Here is a 22,250-nt window from a genome sequence, read left to right on the forward strand (position 1 = left end):
CACGACCTGTTCGCGGTGCCGTTCGACGAGATCGGCCAGATCCTCGGCAAGTCCACCGCCGCCGCCAAGATGCTCGCCAGCCGCGCCCGCAGGAACCCCGGTCGACCGACCGGGGCCCCCGCGCATGTCCTGCCTGGGGTCACGCCTTGACGCGGACCTCGTCACGCAGCTTCGTGGTGATGTCGGCCGCCACGTCCTTGGTGATGCCCTGTGTGACGTCACCCGGCGAGACCATGGCGATGGTGCTGTAGTCGGCCCAGGCGCAGAACCAGTCGGTCTTCTCCTGCTTGGTCACCGTGTTCGTGCCGGTGGCCGCCTGGCACTTCATGACCGCGCCGTCGAGGTCGACCTCCTCGGGCTCGCCGACCAGCTTGGTGTCCGAGCCGCTGCTGCTGGAGGAGGAGCTCTCCTGCGAGGACTTCTTGAAGTTGGCGAAGAACGTGTCCAGCGCCTTCTCGGGGTCGGCGATCGTGCCGTAGGCGCCGGCGAAGGTGATGCCCTTGGCCGTGGCGAGCTCCGCCGCGTCGGGCGCGGTGCTCGGGTCGGAGGGGTCGTACCCGCTCAGGTCGGCCGTCGAGTAGACGCCGAGCACGGTCTTGCCGCCCTTGACGCCGCTCTTCTCCAGCTCGGCCGCCGAGTCGTCACCGGCGCTCGCGCCGTCGTCGGAGGCCCGCTTGTAGTCCGAGAGCACGGTGGCCGGGGTCTCCAGCTTGTGCGCGCCGTCGTCCTCCAGGCCGCCCGCCCCGCTGCCCGTGCCGAGGACGAAGAACGCGCCCACGCCGATCGCCACGACCACCGCGACCGAGCCGAGGATGATGCCGACCTTCTTGCCGCCGCCTCCGCTCGGCGCCGGGGGCTGCGGGACGCCGTAGGGGGCCTGCCCGTACGGGGGCTGCTGGCCGTAGGCGGCGACGGTCGGCGGCTGCTGGCCGTACGCCGGCTGCTGGCCGTAGGGCCCGGCCTGCGGGGGCTGGGTCGGGTAGCCGTAACCGGGCTGCGGGGCCGGGGGCTGCTGGGGGTAGCCGTAGCCGGGCTGGGGCGCCTGCGGCGGCTGGCCGTACGGGCCGGGCTGGCCGTACGGTCCGGGCTGCTGGGGCTGCCCGCCGTACGGGCCCGGCTGCTGGTGACTCATTCTGGGTTCCCCTCCAGATGCTTATGTGATTTTCACATCCTGGCTTAAACCCAGTACCTGCTAGGCGGCGGGGGCCCGACCGTTACAAGGCAAACACGTTTCGGGACGGCCCCGTGACACCCCTAAACTGGCCCCGTGACCGAGAACGCTCATCAGCAGCCATCAGCGCCCCACACCGAACTGCCGACCCAGTACGCGCCGGCCGATGTAGAGGGGCCGCTGTACGAGCGCTGGGTGGAGCGGGGTTACTTCGAGGCGGACGAGAAGAGCGACAAGCCGCCGTACACCATCGTCATTCCGCCGCCGAACGTCACGGGCAGCCTGCACCTGGGCCACGCCTTCGAGCACACCCTCATCGACGCCCTCACCCGCAGGAAGCGCATGCAGGGCTTCGAGACGCTGTGGCAGCCCGGCATGGACCACGCCGGCATCGCCACCCAGAACGTCGTCGAGCGTGAGCTGGGCAAGGAGGGCAAGTCCCGCCACGACCTCGGCCGTGAGGCGTTCGTCGAGCGCGTCTGGCAGTGGAAGGGCGAGTCCGGCGGCCAGATCAGCGGCCAGATGCGCCGCCTCGGCGACGGCGTCGCGTGGTCGCGCGAGCGGTTCACCATGGACGAGGGGCTGTCCCAGGCCGTCCAGACCATCTTCAAGCGGCTCTACGACGACGAGCTCATCTACCGCGCCGAGCGCATCATCAACTGGTGCCCGCGCTGTCTGACCGCCATCTCGGACATCGAGGTCGAGTACCAGGACGACGACGGCGAGCTCGTCTCCATGAAGTACGGCGAGGGGGACGACACCATCGTCGTCGCCACCACCCGCGCCGAGACGATGCTCGGTGACACGGCCGTCGCCGTCCACCCCGACGACGAGCGCTACAAGCACCTGATCGGCAAGCTGATCCGGCTGCCGCTGACGGACCGTTCCATCCCGGTCGTCGCGGACACCCACGTCGACCCGGAGTTCGGCACCGGCGCCGTCAAGGTGACCCCGGCGCACGACCCGAACGACTTCGAGATCGGCCAGCGCCACAACCTGCCGTCCCTCACCGTCATGGACGAGCACGCGGTCATCACCGCCCACGGCCCCTTCCAGGGACTGGACCGGCTCGAGGCCCGCTCCGCCATCGTCGCCGCCCTGCGAGCCGAGGGCCGGATCGTCGCCGAGAAGCGCCCGTACGTCCACAGCGTCGGCCACTGCTCCCGCTGCAAGACGACGATCGAGCCGCGCCTTTCCATGCAGTGGTGGGTCAAGGTCGGCCCGCTCGCGAAGGCCGCCGGTGACGCGGTCCGCGACGGCCGCGTCAAGATCCACCCGCAGGAGATGGAGAAGCGCTACTTCGACTGGGTCGACAACCTCCACGACTGGTGCATCTCACGGCAGTTGTGGTGGGGCCACCGCATCCCCGTCTGGTACGGGCCCGAGGGCGAGGTCGTCTGTGTCGGACCGGACGACGAGCCCCCGAGCGGCGAGGGCTGGCGTCAGGACACCGACGTCCTCGACACCTGGTTCTCCTCCGGCCTGTGGCCCTTCTCGACCCTCGGCTGGCCCGAACAGACCGAGTCGCTCGCGAAGTTCTACCCGAACTCCGTCCTGGTCACCGGCTACGACATCCTCTTCTTCTGGGTCGCCCGGATGATGATGTTCGGCCTGTACGCGATGGACGGCACCCCGCCGTTCCACACCATCGCCCTGCACGGCATGGTCCGCGACCAGTTCGGCAAGAAGATGTCGAAGTCCTTCGGCAACGCGGTCAACCCGCTGGACTGGATGGACAAGTACGGCTCCGACGCCCTGCGCTTCACCCTCGCCCGCGGCGCCAACCCGGGCGTCGACGTCCCGATCGGCGAGGACTGGGTCCAGGGCTCCCGCAACTTCGCCAACAAGATCTGGAACGCGACCCGCTTCGCCCTGATGAACGGCGCGACGGTGGACGGCCCCCTGCCGGACGCCTCCGCCATGTCGGCGACCGACCGCTGGATCCTCTCCCGCCTCAACTCGGTCATCGCCGAAGTCGACGCGTTCTACGAGGACTTCCAGTTCGCCAAGCTCTCCGACGCGCTGTTCCACTTCGCGTGGGACGAGGTCTTCGACTGGTACGTCGAGCTCTCCAAGACGACGTTCCAGGCGGGCGGCGAGCCGGCGGAGGTCAGCAAGCGGGTCCTGGGCGAGGTCCTCGACGTCACCCTGAAGCTGCTCCACCCGGTGGTCCCGTTCGTCACCGAGACCCTCTGGACCACCCTGACCGGCGGCGAGTCGATCGTCATCGCCGACTGGCCCACCGACTCCGGCTTCCGGGACCTGGCCGCCGAACAGGAGATCGAGAGCCTGCAGTCGGTCGTCACCGAGGTCCGCCGCTTCCGCGCCGACCAGGGCCTCCAGCCCGGCCAGCGCGTCCCGGCCCGGCTGGAGCTGGACGGCACGCCGTTTGCGGCGCACGAGGCGGCCGTCCGCCAGCTGCTCCGCCTCCAGCCGGAGGGCGAGACCTTCTCGGCGACGGCCACCCTCCCGGTCGCCGGCGCCACGGTCGCCCTCGACCTCTCCGGCACGATCGACGTGGCGGCCGAGCGCAAGCGCCTCGCGAAGGACCTCGCCGCGGCCGAGAAGGAGAAGGCCCAGGCCGACGCCAAGCTCGGCAACGAGGCCTTCCTGGCGAAGGCCCCGGACAACGTGGTGGACAAGATCCGAGGCCGCCTGGCGAAGGCGGAGGAGGACATCACGAGGATCCAGGCCCAGCTGGAAAGGCTGCCCCAGCAGTAGCCAACCCAGGGGCGCGGGGAACTGCGCGACAAGCCACACACTCCCCGCGCCCGCCCTACGGGACCAGCCGTCCCCCTCCACGGGCGCAGTCATAGACTGACCCCGTGACTGAAAGCGACCCGTTCGACGAGATCATCGAGGCCGAGACCGACCGCGACCCGGATCTCGCGGTCATCGAGGCCGGCAGCCGCACCCTCCGCACCCAGGGCGGAGCCCCGAGCGCCGACGTCCCGACCCGCCCCGAGGACCCCGAGGTCGACAAGGCCCTCCGCGCGGTCGAGGCCGACCTGGCCACCCGCTGGGGCGAGACCAAGCTGGAGCCCTCGGTCAGCCGGATCTCCGCGCTGATGGACGTCCTCGGCGAGCCGCAGCGCTCGTACCCCTCGATCCACATCACGGGCACCAACGGCAAGACCTCCACCGCCCGCATGATCGAGGCCCTCCTCGGCGCCTTCGAACTGCGCACCGGCCGCTACACCTCCCCCCACGTGCAGTCCGTCACCGAGCGCATCAGCCTCGACGGCGCCCCGATCACCGCCGAGCGGTTCATCGAGACGTACCAGGACATCAAGCCGTACATCGAGATGGTCGACGCCCAGCAGGAGTACCGGCTCTCCTTCTTCGAGGTGCTGACCGGCATGGCGTACGCCGCCTTCGCGGACGCCCCGGTCGACGTCGCCGTCGTCGAGGTCGGCATGGGCGGCTCCTGGGACGCCACCAACGTCATCGACGGCGATGTCGCCGTGGTCACGCCCATCGACCTCGACCACACCGACCGGCTGGGCGAGACCCCCGCCGAGATCGCGGGGGAGAAGGGCGGGATCATCAAGCAGGACGCCACGGTCATCCTGGCCCAGCAGCCGGTCGACGCGGCCCAGGTGCTGCTGAAGAAGGCCGTCGAGGTCGACGCCACGGTGGCCCGCGAGGGGCTGGAGTTCGGTGTCGTCGGCCGGCAGGTGGCCGTCGGCGGACAGCTGGTCACCCTGCGCGGGCTGGGCGGCGAGTACCCCGAGGTGTACCTCCCGCTGCACGGCGAGCACCAGGCGCACAACGCGGCCGTCGCGCTCGCCGCCGTGGAGGCGTTCTTCGGCGTCGGCTCCCAGCGGCCCGAGCCGCTCGACGCCGACGCGGTCCGCAAGGCCTTCGCGGCCGTGACCTCGCCGGGCCGGCTGGAGGTCGTACGGCGCTCCCCGACCGTCGTCCTGGACGCCGCCCACAACCCGGCCGGCGCACGGGTGACCGCCGACGCCATCGGCGAGGCCTTCGACTTCAGCCGGCTGATCGGCGTGGTCGGGGCCAGCGGCGACAAGAACGTCCGCGGGGTCCTGGAGGCCTTCGAACCGATCTTCGCGGAGGTCGTCGTCACCCAGAACTCCAGCCACCGCGCCATGGACGCCGACGAGCTGGCCGCGATCGCCGTGGAGGTGTTCGGCGACGAGCGCGTCCAGGTCGAGCCGCGGCTGCCGGACGCCCTGGAGGCGGCGATCACGCTCGCCGAGGAGGAGGGCGAGTTCGCCGGCGGCGGTGTGCTGGTCACCGGTTCCGTCATCACGGTCGGCGAGGCCCGGCTGCTCCTCGGGAAGGGCTGAACACACCCGCCATGCGTACGCTCTGTTCCTCGACCCTGATCGGCGAGTTCTTCATCATCGGATTCGCCGGTCTGGTCGCCATGAAGGATCCCGACCTGTCCATGACCACGGTGTGGACGGTGTGCGGGATCGCGATGTTCCTCAGTCTGCTGCTGTGCGGCATGGTCACCCGGCCCGGGGGCGTCGCCCTCGGCTGGGCGCTGCAGATCGCGCTGGTCGCGTCCGGTTTCTTCGTCCCGATGATGTTCGTCGTGGGGGTGCTGTTCGCCGGCCTGTGGTGGGCCTCCGTGCACTATGGCCGCAAGATCGACGAGGCGAGGGCCCGCTTCGCCGCGCAGGCCGGGACCTGACCGCCGATCCTGCTGACGCTGTGTGACAGGTTCACGGACACGCCCTGTAATCTCGTCCCACCGCACCCCGGCAGTAGTGCACCTCAGCAGTCCATAAGGAGTCTCCCGTGAGCCAGCGCACCCTCGTCCTCCTCAAGCCCGACGCGGTCCGTCGCGGCCTGACCGGCGAGATCATCAGCCGTATCGAGCGCAAGGCCGGCTGGCGGATCACCGCGCTGGAGCTGCGCACCCTGGACCAGGACACGCTGGAGCAGCACTACGGCGAGCACAAGGGCAAGCCCTTCTACGAGCCGCTGGTGGAGTTCATGGCGTCCGGTCCGGTCGTCGCGCTGATCGTCGAGGGCGAGCGGGTCATCGAGGGCCTGCGCGCGCTGGCCGGCCCGACCGACCCGATCGCGGCCGCGCCCGGCTCGATCCGCGGCGACTACGGCGTCATCGTCCGCGAGAACCTGATCCACGCCTCCGACTCCGAGGAGTCCGCCGAGCGCGAGGTCAAGATCTTCTTCCCGGGTCGCGCGTAACCGCCGAGAGACGACTGAGACGGGCGATCGAGGGAACGTGATTCCCCGAACGCCCGTCTCCAGAAGCGAACCCACACAGCATCTGCTGACAATGGCCAGGACCCTTCCGCAGTGTCCGTGAAGGCGCGTCTACGATGGAAGCCTTCACGTCACAGCACCCACTTCGCCCTACCTGAAAAGCCCTCAAAAGCTCATGGGAAGGCCAGTCGAATCCTGATGGGGAACTCAATGTCGTTCATCGGCCGTGACATGGCTGTCGACCTCGGGACCGCCAACACGCTGGTGTACGTCAGGGGTCGCGGGATCGTACTCAACGAGCCGTCCGTCGTCGCGATCAACACCAACACCGGTGGCATCCTCGCGGTCGGCGCCGAAGCGAAGAAGATGATCGGGCGCACGCCGGGCAACATCGTCGCCGTGCGGCCGCTGAAGGACGGCGTGATCGCCGACTTCGAGATCACCGAGCGGATGCTCCGCTACTTCATTCTGAAGATCCACAAGCGGCGGTATCTGGCTCGTCCGCGGGTCGTCGTCTGTGTGCCCTCGGGCATCACGGGCGTCGAGCGCCGTGCCGTCATCGAGGCGTCGACCCAGGCCGGCGCCCGTCAGGTGCACATCATCGAGGAGCCCATGGCCGCGGCCATCGGTTCCGGCCTGCCGGTCCACGAGGCCACGGGCAACATGGTGGTGGACATCGGCGGCGGCACGACGGAGGTCGCGGTCATCTCGCTCGGCGGCATCGTCACCGCCCAGTCCATCCGCGTCGCGGGCGACGAGCTGGACAACGCGATCATCCAGCACATCAAGAAGGAGTACAGCCTCCTGCTGGGTGAGCGCACGGCCGAGCAGATCAAGATCACCATCGGCTCGGCGTACGACCTCGACTCCGACGAGCACACCGAAATCCGCGGCCGGGACCTCGTCTCCGGGCTGCCCAAGACCGTCGTCATCTCGGCCGCCGAAGTACGCAAGGCGATCGAGGAGCCCGTCAACGCGATCGTCGACGCCGTCAAGACCACGCTCGACAAGTGTCCGCCGGAGCTGTCCGGCGACATCATGGACCGCGGAATCGTTCTGACCGGCGGCGGAGCACTGCTGCGCGGACTGGACGAGCGGCTGCGCCGGGAGACCGGTATGCCGATCCACATCGCCGAGGACCCGCTGGACAGCGTGGCGCTCGGTTCCGGCAAGTGCGTCGAGGAGTTCGAGGCGCTCCAGCAGGTTCTGGACGCCGCGCCCCGCAGATGACATAACGCTTCGGTTCCGCCGTACGGGATGATCGCCTCTCGTGCGGCGGATCGTTGATATTCCGGCATAAGCTCCCACAAAGCGCCCTTGGTCATCCTGACCCGGGGCTACCCGAATTCCTGTGTAGTGATTTCTCTATCGAGGAAGGGCACGGCCGCCGCACGTGAGGGACACACGAGAGAGCCGGCTGCTCCTGGTGCTGCTGATCGCCATCGCGTTCGCACTGATCACGGTGGACATCCGCGGTGGTGAGGACTCCCCGGTCGACGGTGCCCGGCAGGCCGCGGCCGCGGTCTTCGGCCCGATCGAGGAGGGGGTGTCCTCGGCGGTGGACCCGGTCGGCAACGCCGTCTCGGCGGTCCGCGACTCCGGTGAGCGCCACGACCGGATGGCGCAGCTGGAGAAGGAGAACGCGGCTCTCAAGGCGAAGCTCGGCAGCGACGACCGCAACCGCAGCCGGCTGGCCCAGCTCGACAAGATGCTGAAGATCGCGGGCGAGGGCCAGTACGGCATCAAGGGCGCCGAGGTCATCGCGATCGGAGCGGCCCAGGGCTTCTCCTGGACGATCACCATCGACGTCGGCGCGAGCGACGGCATCAAGCGCGACATGACCGTCCTCAACGGCGACGGGCTCGTCGGCCGGGTCACCACCGTCGGACCGAACACCGCGACCGTGCTCCTCGCCAACGACCCCGACTTCACCGTCGGCACCCGGATGGAGGGCAACGACGAACTCGGCTTCGCCTCCGGGCAGGGCGACAGCCCGCTGCGCGTCGAACTCCTCAACGGCAAGGCGGACGTGAAGAAGGGCGACCGCCTGGTCACCTTCGGCTCCCAGGCCGACAAGCCGTTCGTGCCCGGCGTCCCGGTCGGTGTGGTCTCCCGCGTCGACCCCTCCGGCGGCGACCTCACGCGCACCCTCTACGTCACGCCGTACGTCGGCTTCACCAAGCTCGACGTCGTCGGCGTGGTCGTCGAGACCCCGAAGAAGGACCCGCGCGACACGGTGCTCCCGGCCAAGCCCAAACCGGTACCCACCCCGACGGTCACCGTCACCGTGACCCCGAACGCCGACGGCCAGCAGCAAGAGCAGCAGTAGGAGCTGACAATCCCCATGCGCGTCAACCGGATCCTGCTCTCCGTCCCGCTGATCGTCGTCGCCCTGGTGATCCAGGTGAGCGTCCTCGCCCGCCTCCATCTGCCGGGCGCGGTACCCGACCTGCTGCTCCTCACCGTCCTGGGCCTCGCCATGGTGTACGGCCATGTCGGCGGCGCCCTCATCGGCTTCGGCGCGGGCCTCCTCGCCGACCTCGCGCCGCCCGCCGACCACGCGGCCGGGCGGTACGCCCTCGTGCTCTGCGTGATCGGCTATCTCGCCGGGCTGGTCAAGCCGGAGAACGGGCAGATCAAGTCGGCCACCGGCCCGATGCTCGTGGTGGTCGCCGCGGCGGCCGGCTCCACCCTCCTCTACGCGGGCGTGGGCGCCCTCGTCGGCGACACGGCGGCCCGTCATGTCGGCCTGACCGGGCTGCTGTTCTCGGCCGCCCTGTACGACCTGCTGCTCGCCCCCTTCGTGGTGCCGGGGGTGATGTTCCTGGCCCGGCGGGCCGAGAACGACCCGCTCGCGGAGACCAACTCCGCGGCGAAGGCCTCGGACATCTCCTCGGGCTGGCTGTCCTCCGGGACGGGCCTGAAGATCGGCGGCCAGCGTGGCGGCCTGAAGCTGAGGGCGGCGAAGTCGCGGGCGACCCGGGCCGGGCGCATCAAGGGGGTCAAGCGGCTGTGAGCAGGGGCAAGTTCGGCAAGTTCACCCGAACGGGTCACTTTCGGCGGAACGCGGCCTCACAGGCTGATCGTTCATCATTCGTACGCACGCACAGCCGCGCACAGTCGTTCGTGGACTGAGAGGGGGAGGCAGCCGCAGTGACCAACATTCCCGAGACCGGTCGGACCCCACGCGTCCAGATCCGGCTCGTCGTGATCCAGATCCTCGTCCTCTCCCTCCTCGGCACCCTCGGCGGCCGGCTGTGGTACCTCCAGATCCGCGAGGGCGCGGCGTACGCCAAGGAGGCCTCCGGCAACCACGTCCAGCAGGTCGTCGAGCCCGCCGTGCGCGGCTCCGTCCTGGACGCGCGCGGGGTGCCCCTCGCGGACAACGAGACACGGCTGGTGGTCTCCGCCTCCCGTACCGATCTGCTGAAGCAGCCGGACGACGGCAAGGCCGTCCTGGCCAAACTCGCGGGCGTCCTCGGCATGGACCCCACGGAGGTCATGCTGAAGGTCCGGCTGTGCGACGCGAAGACCCCCCAGCCCTGTTGGAACGGCTCGCCGTACCAGCCGATCCCCATCACCGACGAGGCCACCGCCAAGCAGGCCCTGCAGATCCGTGAGCGCGCCGAGGACTTCCCCGGCATCACCGCCGAGCCGGAGGCCGTACGCCGCTACCCCGCGCCCGGCAAGTCCAACACCGCCCAGGTCCTCGGCTACCTCTCGCCGGTCACCGACGACGAGATCACCAAGGCGCAGGACACCGACTCGCCCTATCTGCGCTCCGACCAGGTCGGCCGCTCCGGCCTGGAGCGCCAGTACGACAAGGAGCTGCGCGGCAAGGCCGGCGTCACCCGCTACGAGGTCGACAACCTCGGCCGGGTCATCGGCCAGGCCGAGGCCACCCCGGCGGAGCCCGGCTCCAACCTGGTCACCAGCATCGACTCCCGCGTGCAGCGCGTCGCCGAGTACGAGCTGACCGAGGCGATGAAGACGGCCCGTCAGCAGTTCGACAAGATCACCGGCACCAACTACAAGGCCGACTCCGGCGCCGTCGTCGTGATGGAGGCCAAGACCGGCCGGATCGTCGCGATGGCCTCCGCCCCCACCTACGACCCGAACGTCTGGGTGGGCGGCATCTCCGCCAAGGACTACAAGAAGCTCACCGGGAAGAACTCCGACTACCCGCTGCTGAACAGGGCCATACAGGGTCAGGCCGCACCCGGCTCGACCTTCAAGGTGGTCTCCACGGCCGCCGCGGTCGAGGCCGGCTACGTCTGGGACGGCGGCTACCCGTGCACCAGCTCGTACTCGGTGGGCGGCCAGGTCTTCAACAACTTCGAGGGCGAGAACTTCGGCCCGATCTCGCTCGGCCGCGCCTTGGAGGTCTCCTGCGACACCGTCTTCTACGCCCTCGCGGACCGGGAGTGGAAGAGGGACGGCGGCATCAACCCGAAGAAGGGCGAGCCCAAGGACTACTTCTACAAGGCGGCCCACCAGTTCGGCCTCGGCAAGGAGACCGGCGTCGACCTGCCGAACGAGGTCACCGGCCGCGTCCCGGACCGCCAGTGGAAGGAGTCGTACTGGAAGGCCAACAAGAGCGCCTGGTGCAAGTCCGGTAAGAAGAACGGCACCTACGTCGAGAAGATCGCCTACGAGAACTGCCTCGAGGGCAACAAGATGCGCGAGGGCGACTCGATCAACTACTCCATCGGCCAGGGCGACACTCTCGTCACGCCGATCCAGGAGGCCGTGATCTACGGCGCCCTCGCCAACGGCGGCACCATGTACCAGCCGTCCATCGGCAAGGCCATCGTCAGCGCCGACGGCAAGACCGTCACCGAGATCAAGCCCAGGAAGGCCGGCAAGCTGCCCATCAGCAAGGCGACCCTCGCGGGCATGGACGACGCGCTCGCGGGCGTGGTCACCCGGGGTACGGCGGCCTGGAAGTTCGGCGGCTGGCCGCAGGACGAGATCGAGCTGCACGCCAAGACCGGAACCGCCGAGGTCTACGGCAAGCAGACCACGTCCTGGCTGGCCACCTACAGCAAGGACTACACGGTCATCATGACCATCGCCCAGGCCGGTACGGGTTCGGGCGCCTCCGGTGAGGCCGTGCGCCACATCTACAACGCCCTCTACGGCGTCTCCGCGGACGGCTCGATCGACAAGAAGAACGCCCTGCTGCCCACCCCGCAGAAGGGCCTGCCGACCGTGCAGACGGACGGCACGATCAAGGCCCCGAAGATCGCCAAGGACCCGGCCAAGGACCAGCGCGCCAGCCAGCAGGGCACCCCCGAGCCGGACGCCTCGCAGCCGGCCGGGACCGCCCAGCAGAACACCACCAACCAGGACACCCGCCGACGGCGACGACGGCGGGGGCGGGCCGGATGCGGGGGCGCCGCAGGCCGGCGGTCGGTCGGCAGGAGGTCGCTCGCATGACCGGCGTGAACAGCTTCTCCGTCTCCGGATACGGGCCCGCGCGGGCCGGCTGGACCAGGGTCCTCGCCCGGGACTCGCTGGCCCGCCGGCTGGACTGGCCGATACTGCTGGCGGCGATCGCCCTCTCCCTGATCGGCTCGGTGCTGGTCTTCTCCGCGACCCGCAACCGCACCGAGATCAACCAGGGCGACCAGTACTACTTCCTGATCCGCCATCTGATGAACACCGGCATCGGGATCACCCTGATGATCGGCACCGTCTGGCTCGGCCACCGCACCCTGCGCAACGCGGTACCCGTCCTCTACGGCCTGTCGCTGCTCGGCATCCTGCTGGTGCTGACCCCGCTGGGCTCCACGGTCAACGGCGCCCACTCCTGGATCGTGCTCGGCGGCGGCTTCTCGCTCCAGCCCTCCGAGTTCGTGAAGATCACGATCATCCTGGGCATGGCGATGCTGCTCGCGGCCAGGGTCGACGCGGGCGACAAGCCCTACCCCGACCACCGCACGGTCGTCCAGGCGCTCGGCCTCGCCGCCGTCCCCATGCTGATCGTGATGCTCATGCCCGACCTCGGCTCGGTCATGGTGATGGTGATGATCGTGCTGGGAGTGCTGCTGGCCTCCGGCGCCTCCAACCGCTGGGTCTTCGGCCTGCTCGGCGCGGGCGCGGCCGGCGCGGTCGCCGTCTGGCAGCTGCACATCCTCGACGAGTACCAGATCGCCCGCTTCGCCGCGTTCGCCAACCCCAGCCTCGACCCGGCCGGTGTCGGCTACAACACCAACCAGGCGCGCATCGCGATCGGATCCGGCGGACTGACCGGCGCGGGCCTGTTCCACGGCTCGCAGACCACCGGCCAGTTCGTCCCCGAACAGCAGACCGACTTCGTCTTCACCGTCGCCGGCGAGGAGTTGGGCTTCGTCGGCGCGGGCCTGATCATCGTGCTGCTCGGCGTGGTCCTGTGGCGCGCCTGCCGCATCGCGCGCGAGACGACCGAGCTGTACGGCACGATCGTCGCCGCCGGGATCGTGGCGTGGTTCGCGTTCCAGTCGTTCGAGAACATCGGGATGACGCTCGGGATCATGCCGGTGACCGGCCTGCCCCTGCCGTTCGTGTCGTACGGCGGCTCGTCGATGTTCGCGGTGTGGGTGGCGGTGGGCCTGTTGCAGTCGATCCGGGTGCAGCGGCCGATGTCCGCGTAGCCCTGCCGTCGCCCGGCGTTTCCATGGCGTCAACGAGCCATTCGGGCCTGGTTGGCCCTGCCCTCCAGGTCCGAATACGACTAGATTCGTTGCATGGCGGAGACGAAGCGGGAGATCGAGCGCAAGTACGAATCCGACGACAGTGGGCTTCCCGACCTGACCGGAGTCGCCGGAGTGGCGAACGTCCTCGACAAGGGCACCGACCGACTCGACGCGACCTACTACGACACCTCTGACCTGCGCCTCGCCGCGGCCTCCAGCACACTGCGCCGCCGCACCGGCGGCCCGGACGCCGGCTGGCACCTCAAACTCCCGGTCGGCCCCGGCATCCGGGACGAGATCCGGGCGCCCCTCTCCGACGACGTCCCCGACGAACTGGCCGCCCTGGTGCGCGCCCGGGTCAGGGAGGGCCAGCTGGTGCCTGTCGTCCGGCTGCGCACCGCGCGGGACGTCCGCGACCTGGTCGACGCCGACGGCAAGCTGCTCGCCGAGGCCAGTCTGGACGCCGTTCGGGCGGACCGGCTGTTCGGCGGCAAGGGCAAGGCCGAATGGACCGAGATCGAGGTCGAACTGGCCGACGGCGGTGACCCGGGCCTCCTCGACAAGGTCGAGAAACGGCTCCGCAAGGCAGGCGTACGGCCGTCGGCGTCCCCCTCCAAGCTGGCGCGGGCGCTGGCCGAGACCAAGGGCGGCCATCCGCGGCCGATGAAGGCGCCCGCCGAGCCCGTCACCGCGGGCGACCACGTTCTCGCGTACATCAGGGCCCAGCGGGACGCGATCGTCGACCTCGACCCGGCCGTACGCCGGGACGCCGAGGAGTCCGTGCACGACATGCGGGTCGCCACCCGGCGGCTGCGCAGCACCTTCCGCTCCTTCCGCAAGGTCCTGGACCGCGAGGTCACCGATCCGATCGCCGAGGAGCTGAAGTGGCTCGCCGGCGAGCTGGGCCTCGGCCGCGACCAGGAGGTGCTCGCCGAACGCCTCACGGCGGCCTTCGACGACCTGCCCGCCACGCTCGTGCACGGTCCCGTCCACGAGCGGCTGGAGCGCTGGGCGGGGGCCGGCCGCGGCGGCGCCCGCAGCCACCTCATCGGCGTCCTCGACTCCCGGCGCTACCTCGTCCTCCTCGACACCCTGGACGCCGTGGTCGCCGATCCGCCGCTGCTGAAGGCCGCGGCGAAGAAACCGAAGAAGGTGCTCGCCAAGGCCGTACGCAAGGACTTCGGGAAGGTGTCCGCGCTGATGGAGGAGGCCATGGAGCAGCCGCCCGGCGCCGACCGCGACCTCGCGCTGCACGAGGCCCGCAAGAAGGCCAAGCGGACGCGGTACGCGGCGGAGACGGCCCGCCCCGTCCTCGGCGGTCCCGCGAAGGACCTGGTCAAGTCGATGAAATCGCTCCAGAGCCTGCTCGGCGACCACCAGGACAGCGTGATGGCCCGCACGACCATCGGCGAGCTGTCCGCCGTGGCGCACGCGGCGGGGGAGAGCGCCTTCACGTACGGGGTGCTGTACGCCCGTGAGGAGCGGCGCGCGGAGAAGGTCGAGGAGGCCGTGCCGGGGGAGTGGAGGAAGACCAGCGGCTCGATGGAGGTTTAGATCGCGGTGCTCGCGGGCGGGGGAGTGCTCCGGGGGCGTTAGGCTTGATGGTCACCCTCCCCGGCCTCCGGCCGGGGGTGCCCCCAGTCAGCTCACGAAGGTAACGCCGCGATGTCTGTCGAGTCGGTCTTCCCGCAGCTCGAAGCCTTGCTCCCGCACGTGCAGAAGCCGATCCAGTACGTCGGGGGCGAGCTCAACTCCACGGTCAAGCCGTGGGAGTCCTCTGACGTCCGCTGGGCGCTCATGTACCCGGACGCGTACGAGGTCGGTCTGCCCAACCAGGGCGTCATGATCCTCTACGAGGTGCTGAACGAGCAGGAGGGCGTCCTCGCCGAGCGCACGTACAGCGTGTGGCCGGACCTGGAGGCGCTGATGCGGGAGCACGGCGTCCCGCAGTTCACGGTGGACAGCCACCGCCCGGTGAAGGCGTTCGACGTGTTCGGCCTGTCCTTCTCCACCGAGCTCGGCTACACCAACATGCTCACGGCCCTGGACCTGGCGGGCATCCCCCTGGAGTCCAAGGACCGTACGCTCGACGACCCGATCGTCCTGGCCGGCGGGCACGCGGCCTTCAACCCCGAGCCGATCGCCGCCTTCATCGACGCGGCGGTCATCGGCGACGGCGAGCAGGCCGTGCTCGACATGACGCGGATCATCAAGGAGTGGAAGGCCGAGGGCCGCCCCGGCGGCCGCGAGGAAGTCCTCTTCCGCCTCGCCAGGACCGGGAACGTCTACATCCCGGCGTTCTACGACGTCGAGTACCTCCCCGACGGCCGCATCGCCCGTGTGGTCCCCAACAAGTCGGGCGTCCCGTGGCGAGTGTCCAAGCACACGGTCATGGACCTCGACGAGTGGCCCTACCCCAAGCAGCCCCTGGTCCCCCTCGCCGAAACCGTCCACGAGCGCATGTCCGTCGAGATCTTCCGCGGCTGCACGCGCGGCTGCCGCTTCTGCCAGGCGGGCATGATCACCCGCCCGGTGCGTGAGCGCTCGATCACGGGCATCGGCGAGATGGTGGAGAAGGGCCTCAAGGCGACGGGCTTCGAAGAGGTCGGTCTGCTGTCGTTGTCGAGTGCGGACCACTCGGAGATCGGCGACATCGCCAAGGGCCTGGCCGACCGCTACGAAGAGGACAAGATCGGCCTCTCGCTCCCCTCCACCCGCGTCGACGCCTTCAACGTCGACCTGGCGAACGAGCTGACGCGCAACGGCCGTCGCTCCGGCCTCACCTTCGCGCCCGAGGGCGGCTCTGAGCGCATGCGCAAGGTCATCAACAAGATGGTGTCGGAGGAGGACCTGATCCGCACCGTCTCGACGGCCTACGGCAACGGCTGGCGCCAGGTGAAGCTCTACTTCATGTGCGGCCTCCCCACGGAGACCGACGAGGACGTCCTCCAGATCGCCGACATGGCCGCGAACGTCATCGCCAAGGGCCGCGAGGTCTCCCGCGCCAACGACATCCGCTGCACGGTCTCCATCGGCGGCTTCGTCCCCAAGCCCCACACCCCGTTCCAGTGGGCCCCGCAGCTCTCGGCGGAGGAGACGGACGCGCGCCTGGAGAAGTTGAGGGACAAGATCCGCGGCGACAAGAAGTACGGCCGTTCGATCGGCTTCCGCTACCACGACGGCAAGCCCGGCATCGTCGAGGGCCTGCTCTCGCGTGGCGACCGCCGCATCGGCGCCGTCATCCGCGCGGTCTACGAGGACGGCGGCCGCTTCGACGGCTGGCGCGAGCACTTCTCGTACGACCGCTGGATGGCCTGCGCCGACAAGTCCCTCGCCCCCTTCGGCGTGGACGTCGACTGGTACACCACCCGCGAACGCACCTACGAGGAAGTCCTTCCCTGGGACCACCTGGACTCGGGCCTCGACAAGGACTGGCTCTGGGAGGACTGGCAGGACTCCCTCGACGAGACCGAGGTCGAGGACTGCCGCTGGACTCCGTGCTTCGACTGCGGAGTCTGCCCCCAGTACGACACATGGCCACAACTGAGCAACAGCGGCAAGAAGCTGCTGCCGCTCACGGTCAAGAAGGACGCCGCGACCAGCGGACACGAGCACTGAGGTGAGCGAGGCGCTGCGGCGGATGGCTGAGGCTGTGACGGAGGTCACGGAGGATGAGGTGGCCGCAGCGCTGGGCACACTCGGAGTGCTGCCGGAGCGGCAGACTCAGGCGCGGGACGCCTCCAGAACGCCGCTGCCGCCGCCTGGGGGTTCGCCGGGGATCGTGTCCGAGGTGGAATGGGTCTGACCGCCGGACACCCCCAGGCGGGGCCCTGTGAACTTCTGAGCCCCCTCCATGATTGGGAGGGGGCTCAGTCGTGTCTGATCAGCTCTGGCAACCGCAGCCCGACGCTGTCTTGGCCGCACTGACGCTGAAGGACGGATCAGCCGGCGTCTCGGCCTCGGTGCAGCCTGCGTTCACTCAGAGCGGGTGTCGGCCGACGTGGCCGCGCGTATGCCGGGCTGCGAAGTCGTCGGCTTGGAGGCGCGGGCGATCGCGGAATCGACTGTGTGCTTCGGAATGATCTCGACGTCTACGAAACCCGTCGCTTCCAGTCCTGCGTGATACTCCGCGAAGGAGAGGGTACGCGCGATGCATCCCGCAAACTCGCCGATTGTATTTGCCGTGTTTTTGACCACCTCGCCGTTTCATATGATGCGCCCAAAGAGTCAGCGCCGTAGAATAGAAATGAGGCATACCTACCAGGTGGTGACTATGGCTGACGAGTGGGCTCCGACTCTGGCGGACGCAATCGCTCAAGTGCGCGCCGAGTTGGAGGCGGCGGTGCAAGCGGGGGAGGGTCACGCTGTGCGTTTCGGTGTGGGCGAGGTGGAGCTGGAATTCCTGGTTGAGACGCGCCACAAATATGGCGGGGACGCGGGAGTACGATTCTACGTTGTCTCGTTGGGAAGTAAGGCGGAAAGAGGGCGCGGTGAGACAAGCCGGGTCCGGGTTTCCCTCAAACCGGTTTCTACAAATGGGCAGCCGTTGAAGATCGCTGCGACCGGCATCCCTAGACCACATGGCAAGTAGCAAAGGGAGTCACAATCCGCCACCGAAAGAAAAGTCCAGACCCTTAGACAGCGGGTAGGCGGGGTGAGGGCGGATGGAGCGCGTACCGGAGCGGCTCGTCGAAGTGTGGGCCGGTGATGATCGGCACGGCGGGCACTTGGCGTCTGGCTGGGTAGTGGGTGTTCGAGGGGTGCTCACTGTTTGGCATGTGGTGGAGCCGTACGACGGGCCAGGCAGAGCACTCCTGGCCCGGATGGGTAGGTCACAGACGGATGGGTGGTGCGATTGTGAGCTCCGGTGGCACGCTCCGGAACTGGATGTGGCTCTCCTTGAGATAGTGGATGGACGCTGGAGGGTCCCTGTCCGTGCTGGCGCGCTGGCGCGCATCGGTGATCAGCCGTTGAGTTGCAATGTGGTGGGGTTCCCGGATGCGGAACGCCAGCAGGAAGCCGCGCGGAACACTGAGCAGGCGCAGGGCGTGCTGCTGCCAGCTGGCGGAGCCCGGGGCGGAGGTGTGAGGTTCGATATCGACACCAGCACGCCGGAGGATTCTGCGGCGTGGTCGGGTATGTCTGGCGCGCCCGTGCGCGACAGCGAGGGGCGTCTAGTCGCGATCATTACCGAGGCACACCCTGAGCGCCAGCAGCGTAGGTTGCATGCCGCAGCTGTCCTCGACATTGTCACGGAGCCCGGGTTTCGTGAAGCAGCGCGCAAGCTGGGCCAGGACTCAAGCCTTGAGGACGCCAGCATGGCGGTGGGCTGGCCTGGCCGGACACGCAAGCAACTTGGTCCGATCGGACGCTCGATCGGCGAGCTGACCGGTCCCTTCGCCTTGGAAGTGCTCCGGTGGATCAACAAAGACAGGCAAGACTCGCGCATACCTGAGCCAGAGGCCCCAGAGGACCGACACAAGGCCATGCAGTCCCGCGAAGACGTCAAGCCTGCCGCGCAGACGGACAGGCATGCGGAACGCGATTTGCGAGGGCAGCAGGAGCCTCAAATCGCTACACCTCCCGCGCCCTCACCTCCAAAACGAAAACGTTTTACCAGAGGGGGCAGTAGTGGGGAATGGGAAGTCGCGCAGCGTGGAAGCTTCTATTCTTTGGATGTTTTGCATAGAAGCTACGTCCGTACTTTTTCGGACCCGGGATATTTCGCCCCCAACCTGACTGGGCGGGTTGACTTGTCTCTTGGTCAACCAAGACTTCCCGAGATGGTGACCGCCGGGTACTACGTTCGTCAGACCGGAACTTCGCGGTGCAGCGTCTTTCCATTGACGAAGCGCGGCTGGATGGAGGCTTGGAATTTGTTTTGGTTGCTTGAAGAGGAAGCGCAGCGCCCCTAGCAATTTGACCCGGCCGGAGCACGTGAGTGGAGCACGTCGGTCAGTGCACTGACTGTCCGTCAGAGGTTAACCATCGACATCTCCGAAGTCCGGATCCAGGACGGCGTATGCCCCCCGTACGCCACATGGCCACAACTGAGCAACAGCGGCAAGAAGCTGCTGCCGCTCACGGTCAAGAACACTGCTCCGACCAGCTGAAACGGGGGAGCGGGGGTGAGTGAGGCGCTGCGGCGGATCGCTGAGGCTGTGGCGGAGGTCGCGGAGGATGAGGTGGCAGCAGCGCTGGGTTCTCTCGGGGCTCTGAACGCGCGGGCGGGTTACCCCAGAGCTTCCGAGAACGCCACTGCCGGCGCCAGAAGCTCCTGAGCGGCCGTTGCCGTGGCCCCTGGCCTCGCGCTGGGAAGAGGGCGTTCCTCATGATGCGGCCTGGAGGGACGTGTGCTTGATGGGCCGAGAACGCCCCTGCTGCCGTGTAGGGCTGCTTGGGGATCCAGTCCGAGGTGGAGCGGTCTGGAAGGTTGTCGGGCGTCAGGAGTGCGGATGACTACCCTTGGTTTTTTGGTGCCGGCAGTTGTCTCAGAGCCTTAATGAAAAACCGGAGAGCCTCGCCATGGTCTGAAGCGTCATTCAGGTCTAGAACGTCGCGAAGTGTTTGCCAGGTCGCCGCGTAGCGATCACAGATCGTCTGTACCATAACGCGGTCCATTACCAGCCCTCCCGCCGCATCAGCCGCTTTGGCGAAGCGGATCCAGTCGCTGCTGCGTCTAACAGGTGATGGAAGATGGTTTTTCCCTGCAGCAAGTTCTCCAATCCGTGTGAGCTGCCCGTCTAGCAAGTTGATGAGATCCCTTGCTTTCGTGGGATCGCACCATCCCTCCTCCTTGTCCACGATGTCATTGAATTCCGGTACCCTGGGGGGCACGTCAATCATGAGCTCCGGATCGGCGATATTCCGCACCGTCTGAATTAGGCGCTCGCGATCTGGCCAATTACGTGCCTGACTGCTTGCGATGTTAAGGAGCTGCTCCCAGGCAGTTTTTTCGTATTCGAACCATGTGATCGCCTCGTGGACATCTACGATAACGTGTGAACGCCTCTTATGCCATGTGCGCTCCATGGCCAGAGCAAGATTCCTTAGTAGCTGACTGTTGCTCATACACATTTCGATGTGTATAGGACGTGGTTCCCCGAAACGCCTTCGGTCGGGTGTGGGGCGGGGGTACGCCTCACGTTCAAAGCGTGCCAGGCGGGCGTACTGATCTTTTTCCCTCAGTTGGGCAAGGTCGGGATCCTCGGCGAGCAGCCAGGAGCGCCTCAGTGTTATAGAACCCCCTGCAGCCGCGCAGCGTACGGCGTCCTCTAGCTCCCTGAAGGCAAGCCGAGCGAACTCTGTCCGGCGATGGTCATGCTGCGCTTCCATTGATACGGCATACACGCAGGCGGCGTTATAGTGTTCCTGCCATCCGGCGTGACGTTCGAAGATGTGTCGTGTTCTGGCCTGCTTTACCCGTTTGAACAGATCTTCTGGGACCCAACTATCCTTGCTGCGAGGCCATTTTCGCCCTCCCCTAACCCAGTAACGCAGAGGCCTTGTCTCAGGCGTGAGCGACCTGCCGGGAAGAGCGGGAAGTCCCTTGTCATTTTTTCTGGATAGCTGATCTGCCACCCAGGCCAGCCTCAATGGGGCCCATACGCTCCAGGTAATCTGGAGCGCAGGGCGGGTGAATAGTTTCCTTTCCCTCCGCATTCCGGGATAGAAAGTAGCCAATGAATAATCGCGGAGGAGGCGGTCCACTTCCTGGAGGCAGGCCAGTTGGAAAATTAGCTGAACGTATGGCTTTTCTTTTCTTCCTGCGACTTCAAGCTTATTTATCATCCATCGCCGGGCGCCTTTCACGTTGGTGATTGGCGTGCCGTACTCGTTTTCGATTTCCTTTGGCTCGGTATCAACTGCTTCAATGAATCCCGAAACCTCGGCTATAGTGCGCTTATAGCGCTCCGCCAATGGAGTCGTTAGTGCTTGGCGAATCTCATTGCGGGCGTTGGCGCGGCGGGGATGGGTTTTATCGTCGGGAGTATGGCACCATTGATCGGCCGTCTTTTCGGACGTGCCCAATATCGCGGTGTATCGGTAGCGTGTCAGCAAGGTTCCGGGGCGCCCCGTCCAGTGCCTTAGGTAGATTGCTCGCAACACCCGTGACCGCCACCAGAGCCGCTCGTCCTCTTGATCCGTGCTCAGGTTACCTAGCGTGAGTGCTCCGTGGTAGGTCTCGAGAGCGTCTATGTACAGACCGAGTTTTTCTTGAACGGCGCCTATCTGGGTGCGCAGATAGAGGTTCGTCGGATCCTGGCGGACAGCTTTGTAAAATTCATCCAACGCTTCATCGAATTTTCGTTCACGGCTTAGTTTCTGCCCCTTTTGGTAAGCCGCGAACAATTCAGGCTCGATCCTTCTGCCTGCCCAGGACTGCCAGGGAGGCATCTTGCACGCCCGTGTGACCGGCAAAATGGCGGCCATTATCCAGTTGCCTGCCTCATGCACGGCCTCTTCCCAGGTGGCCTCCCATGTTGTGTGGGCGCAGCTGCCACGTGTCGCGTATGCGGTGATGGTCACAGTTACGCCGCAGCAACGCTCCTTGTCGTTTGCGGAGTGCTGCAAGACGCCGGTAACCCGATAAGCGATCTTCGGCTGCAACCTGCTGAACAGCCTCAGTAGGCTTGTACCCATCTTCCCTGATTCCAAGTTAATATCACCTAGGAGATCCAGGAAACTACTGGCGGCTGGTTCAGCTGGAAGTGCTGTTGGCGGATACAAATCCGTTTCGGATATGTGTTTTCGAAGCTTGACTGTCAAGTCCTCTATGAGTGGCTTAGGGATATTGTCCGGTGTTGCATCGACCAAACGCTGCACATCAACTGGACCCGGCTGGGCGGCAAAATGTGCAAGAAAAGTCCGCCTTAGCAAAAATATAAGGAAGATTAGGAGCGCCAAGCACCAAAGCCTGACACTCATTGGAGCCCCTGTGTCCTTGAGTGTAATGACCTGGGAGAGGCCATCGAATACCCTTACCATCGCATTTCGGATGTGTTGAAATCCTCCAAATGTGTGATCGTCGACGTTCCATTTTGATTGCTTGTCATTGGGTGGGTAATCGACCCCGACGCGACCAAGGGTCCAGAGGAGGAGGAAGGTGGTGGCGATCAACCCTGCGAGCCAGCGCCGAGGTCTGCATAGAGGTAGGAGCGAACGCTCAGCCGTTGTTGGATGTCCACGACGGAAAGGCATAT

At 67.1% G+C, this 22,250-nt stretch carries 15 protein-coding genes and 1 pseudogene; 14 read left to right on the forward strand and 2 right to left on the reverse strand.

The features are described 5' to 3' along the window. Positions 1-93 (forward strand): annotated as a pseudogene (locus tag ABZ464_RS22530) (RNA polymerase subunit sigma-70); the annotation flags it as partial. A gap of 46 nt (positions 94-139) precedes the next feature. Here ABZ464_RS22530 and ABZ464_RS22535 read toward each other — a convergent pair. Next, the gene (locus ABZ464_RS22535) at positions 140-1,132 is read right to left on the reverse strand and encodes a hypothetical protein (protein WP_359279417.1); all 993 of its coding nucleotides are present in this window, start codon (positions 1,130-1,132) and stop codon (positions 140-142) included. 135 nt (positions 1,133-1,267) lie between these two features. On the opposite strand from ABZ464_RS22535, the gene ABZ464_RS22540 reads away from it, so the two are divergent. The 13 genes from ABZ464_RS22540 to ABZ464_RS22600 all read left to right on the forward strand — a co-directional run bounded on the left by ABZ464_RS22540 (position 1,268) and on the right by ABZ464_RS22600 (position 18,962). Continuing rightward, on the forward strand, positions 1,268-3,892 hold the full coding sequence (locus ABZ464_RS22540; RefSeq protein WP_359279418.1) for a valine--tRNA ligase: 2,625 nt from the start codon (positions 1,268-1,270) through the stop codon (positions 3,890-3,892). Positions 3,893-3,996: 104 nt separating this feature from the next. Continuing rightward, a complete protein-coding gene (locus ABZ464_RS22545; RefSeq protein WP_359279419.1) occupies positions 3,997-5,481 on the forward strand; it encodes a folylpolyglutamate synthase/dihydrofolate synthase family protein in 1,485 nt (494 codons plus the stop codon). 11 nt (positions 5,482-5,492) lie between these two features. Continuing rightward, positions 5,493-5,831 (forward strand): DUF4233 domain-containing protein, encoded by a 339-nt coding sequence (locus ABZ464_RS22550; RefSeq protein WP_359279420.1) that lies wholly within the window; start codon positions 5,493-5,495, stop codon positions 5,829-5,831. A 107-nt stretch (positions 5,832-5,938) separates the two neighbouring features. Continuing rightward, complete coding sequence (gene ndk, locus ABZ464_RS22555) at positions 5,939-6,352, forward strand: nucleoside-diphosphate kinase (protein WP_020940057.1); 414 nt, start codon at positions 5,939-5,941, stop codon at positions 6,350-6,352. Between the two features lie 228 nt (positions 6,353-6,580). Further along, positions 6,581-7,600 carry a rod shape-determining protein gene (locus ABZ464_RS22560; RefSeq protein WP_030779466.1) on the forward strand — a complete coding sequence of 340 codons (1,020 nt, stop codon included), beginning with the start codon at positions 6,581-6,583 and terminating at the stop codon, positions 7,598-7,600. A 163-nt stretch (positions 7,601-7,763) separates the two neighbouring features. Then, positions 7,764-8,699, forward strand: coding sequence for a rod shape-determining protein MreC (gene mreC / locus ABZ464_RS22565; protein WP_359279421.1), 936 nt, complete (start codon positions 7,764-7,766; stop codon positions 8,697-8,699). A 15-nt stretch (positions 8,700-8,714) separates the two neighbouring features. Beyond that, positions 8,715-9,386, forward strand: coding sequence for a rod shape-determining protein MreD (gene mreD / locus ABZ464_RS22570; protein WP_359279422.1), 672 nt, complete (start codon positions 8,715-8,717; stop codon positions 9,384-9,386). 137 nt (positions 9,387-9,523) lie between these two features. After that, complete coding sequence (gene mrdA / locus ABZ464_RS22575; RefSeq protein ID WP_359279423.1) at positions 9,524-11,809, forward strand: penicillin-binding protein 2; 2,286 nt, start codon at positions 9,524-9,526, stop codon at positions 11,807-11,809. Beyond that, complete coding sequence (rodA, locus tag ABZ464_RS22580) at positions 11,806-13,005, forward strand: rod shape-determining protein RodA (RefSeq protein ID WP_359279424.1); 1,200 nt, start codon at positions 11,806-11,808, stop codon at positions 13,003-13,005. Before mrdA ends, rodA begins: the two co-directional genes overlap by 4 nt. Positions 13,006-13,098: 93 nt before the next feature. After that, positions 13,099-14,601, forward strand: coding sequence for a CYTH and CHAD domain-containing protein (locus ABZ464_RS22585; protein WP_359279425.1), 1,503 nt, complete (start codon positions 13,099-13,101; stop codon positions 14,599-14,601). Between the two features lie 111 nt (positions 14,602-14,712). Then, a complete protein-coding gene (locus tag ABZ464_RS22590; protein WP_359279426.1) occupies positions 14,713-16,665 on the forward strand; it encodes a TIGR03960 family B12-binding radical SAM protein in 1,953 nt (650 codons plus the stop codon). Positions 16,666-17,320: 655 nt separating this feature from the next. After that, a complete protein-coding gene (locus ABZ464_RS22595) occupies positions 17,321-17,638 on the forward strand; it encodes a trypco2 family protein (RefSeq protein ID WP_359279544.1) in 318 nt (105 codons plus the stop codon). A 73-nt stretch (positions 17,639-17,711) separates the two neighbouring features. Then, positions 17,712-18,962, forward strand: a complete 1,251-nt coding sequence (locus ABZ464_RS22600; RefSeq protein WP_359279427.1) for a serine protease — start codon at positions 17,712-17,714, stop codon at positions 18,960-18,962. Positions 18,963-19,506: 544 nt separating this feature from the next. Here the strand turns inward: ABZ464_RS22600 and ABZ464_RS22605 are convergent. Beyond that, positions 19,507-22,167 carry a hypothetical protein gene (locus ABZ464_RS22605; protein WP_359279428.1) on the reverse strand — a complete coding sequence of 887 codons (2,661 nt, stop codon included), beginning with the start codon at positions 22,165-22,167 and terminating at the stop codon, positions 19,507-19,509. Positions 22,168-22,250: the final 83 nt, after the last annotated feature.

The sequence above is a fragment of the Streptomyces sp. NPDC005820 genome, assembly GCF_040630255.1.
In the GTDB taxonomy this organism is placed as follows: domain Bacteria; phylum Actinomycetota; class Actinomycetes; order Streptomycetales; family Streptomycetaceae; genus Streptomyces.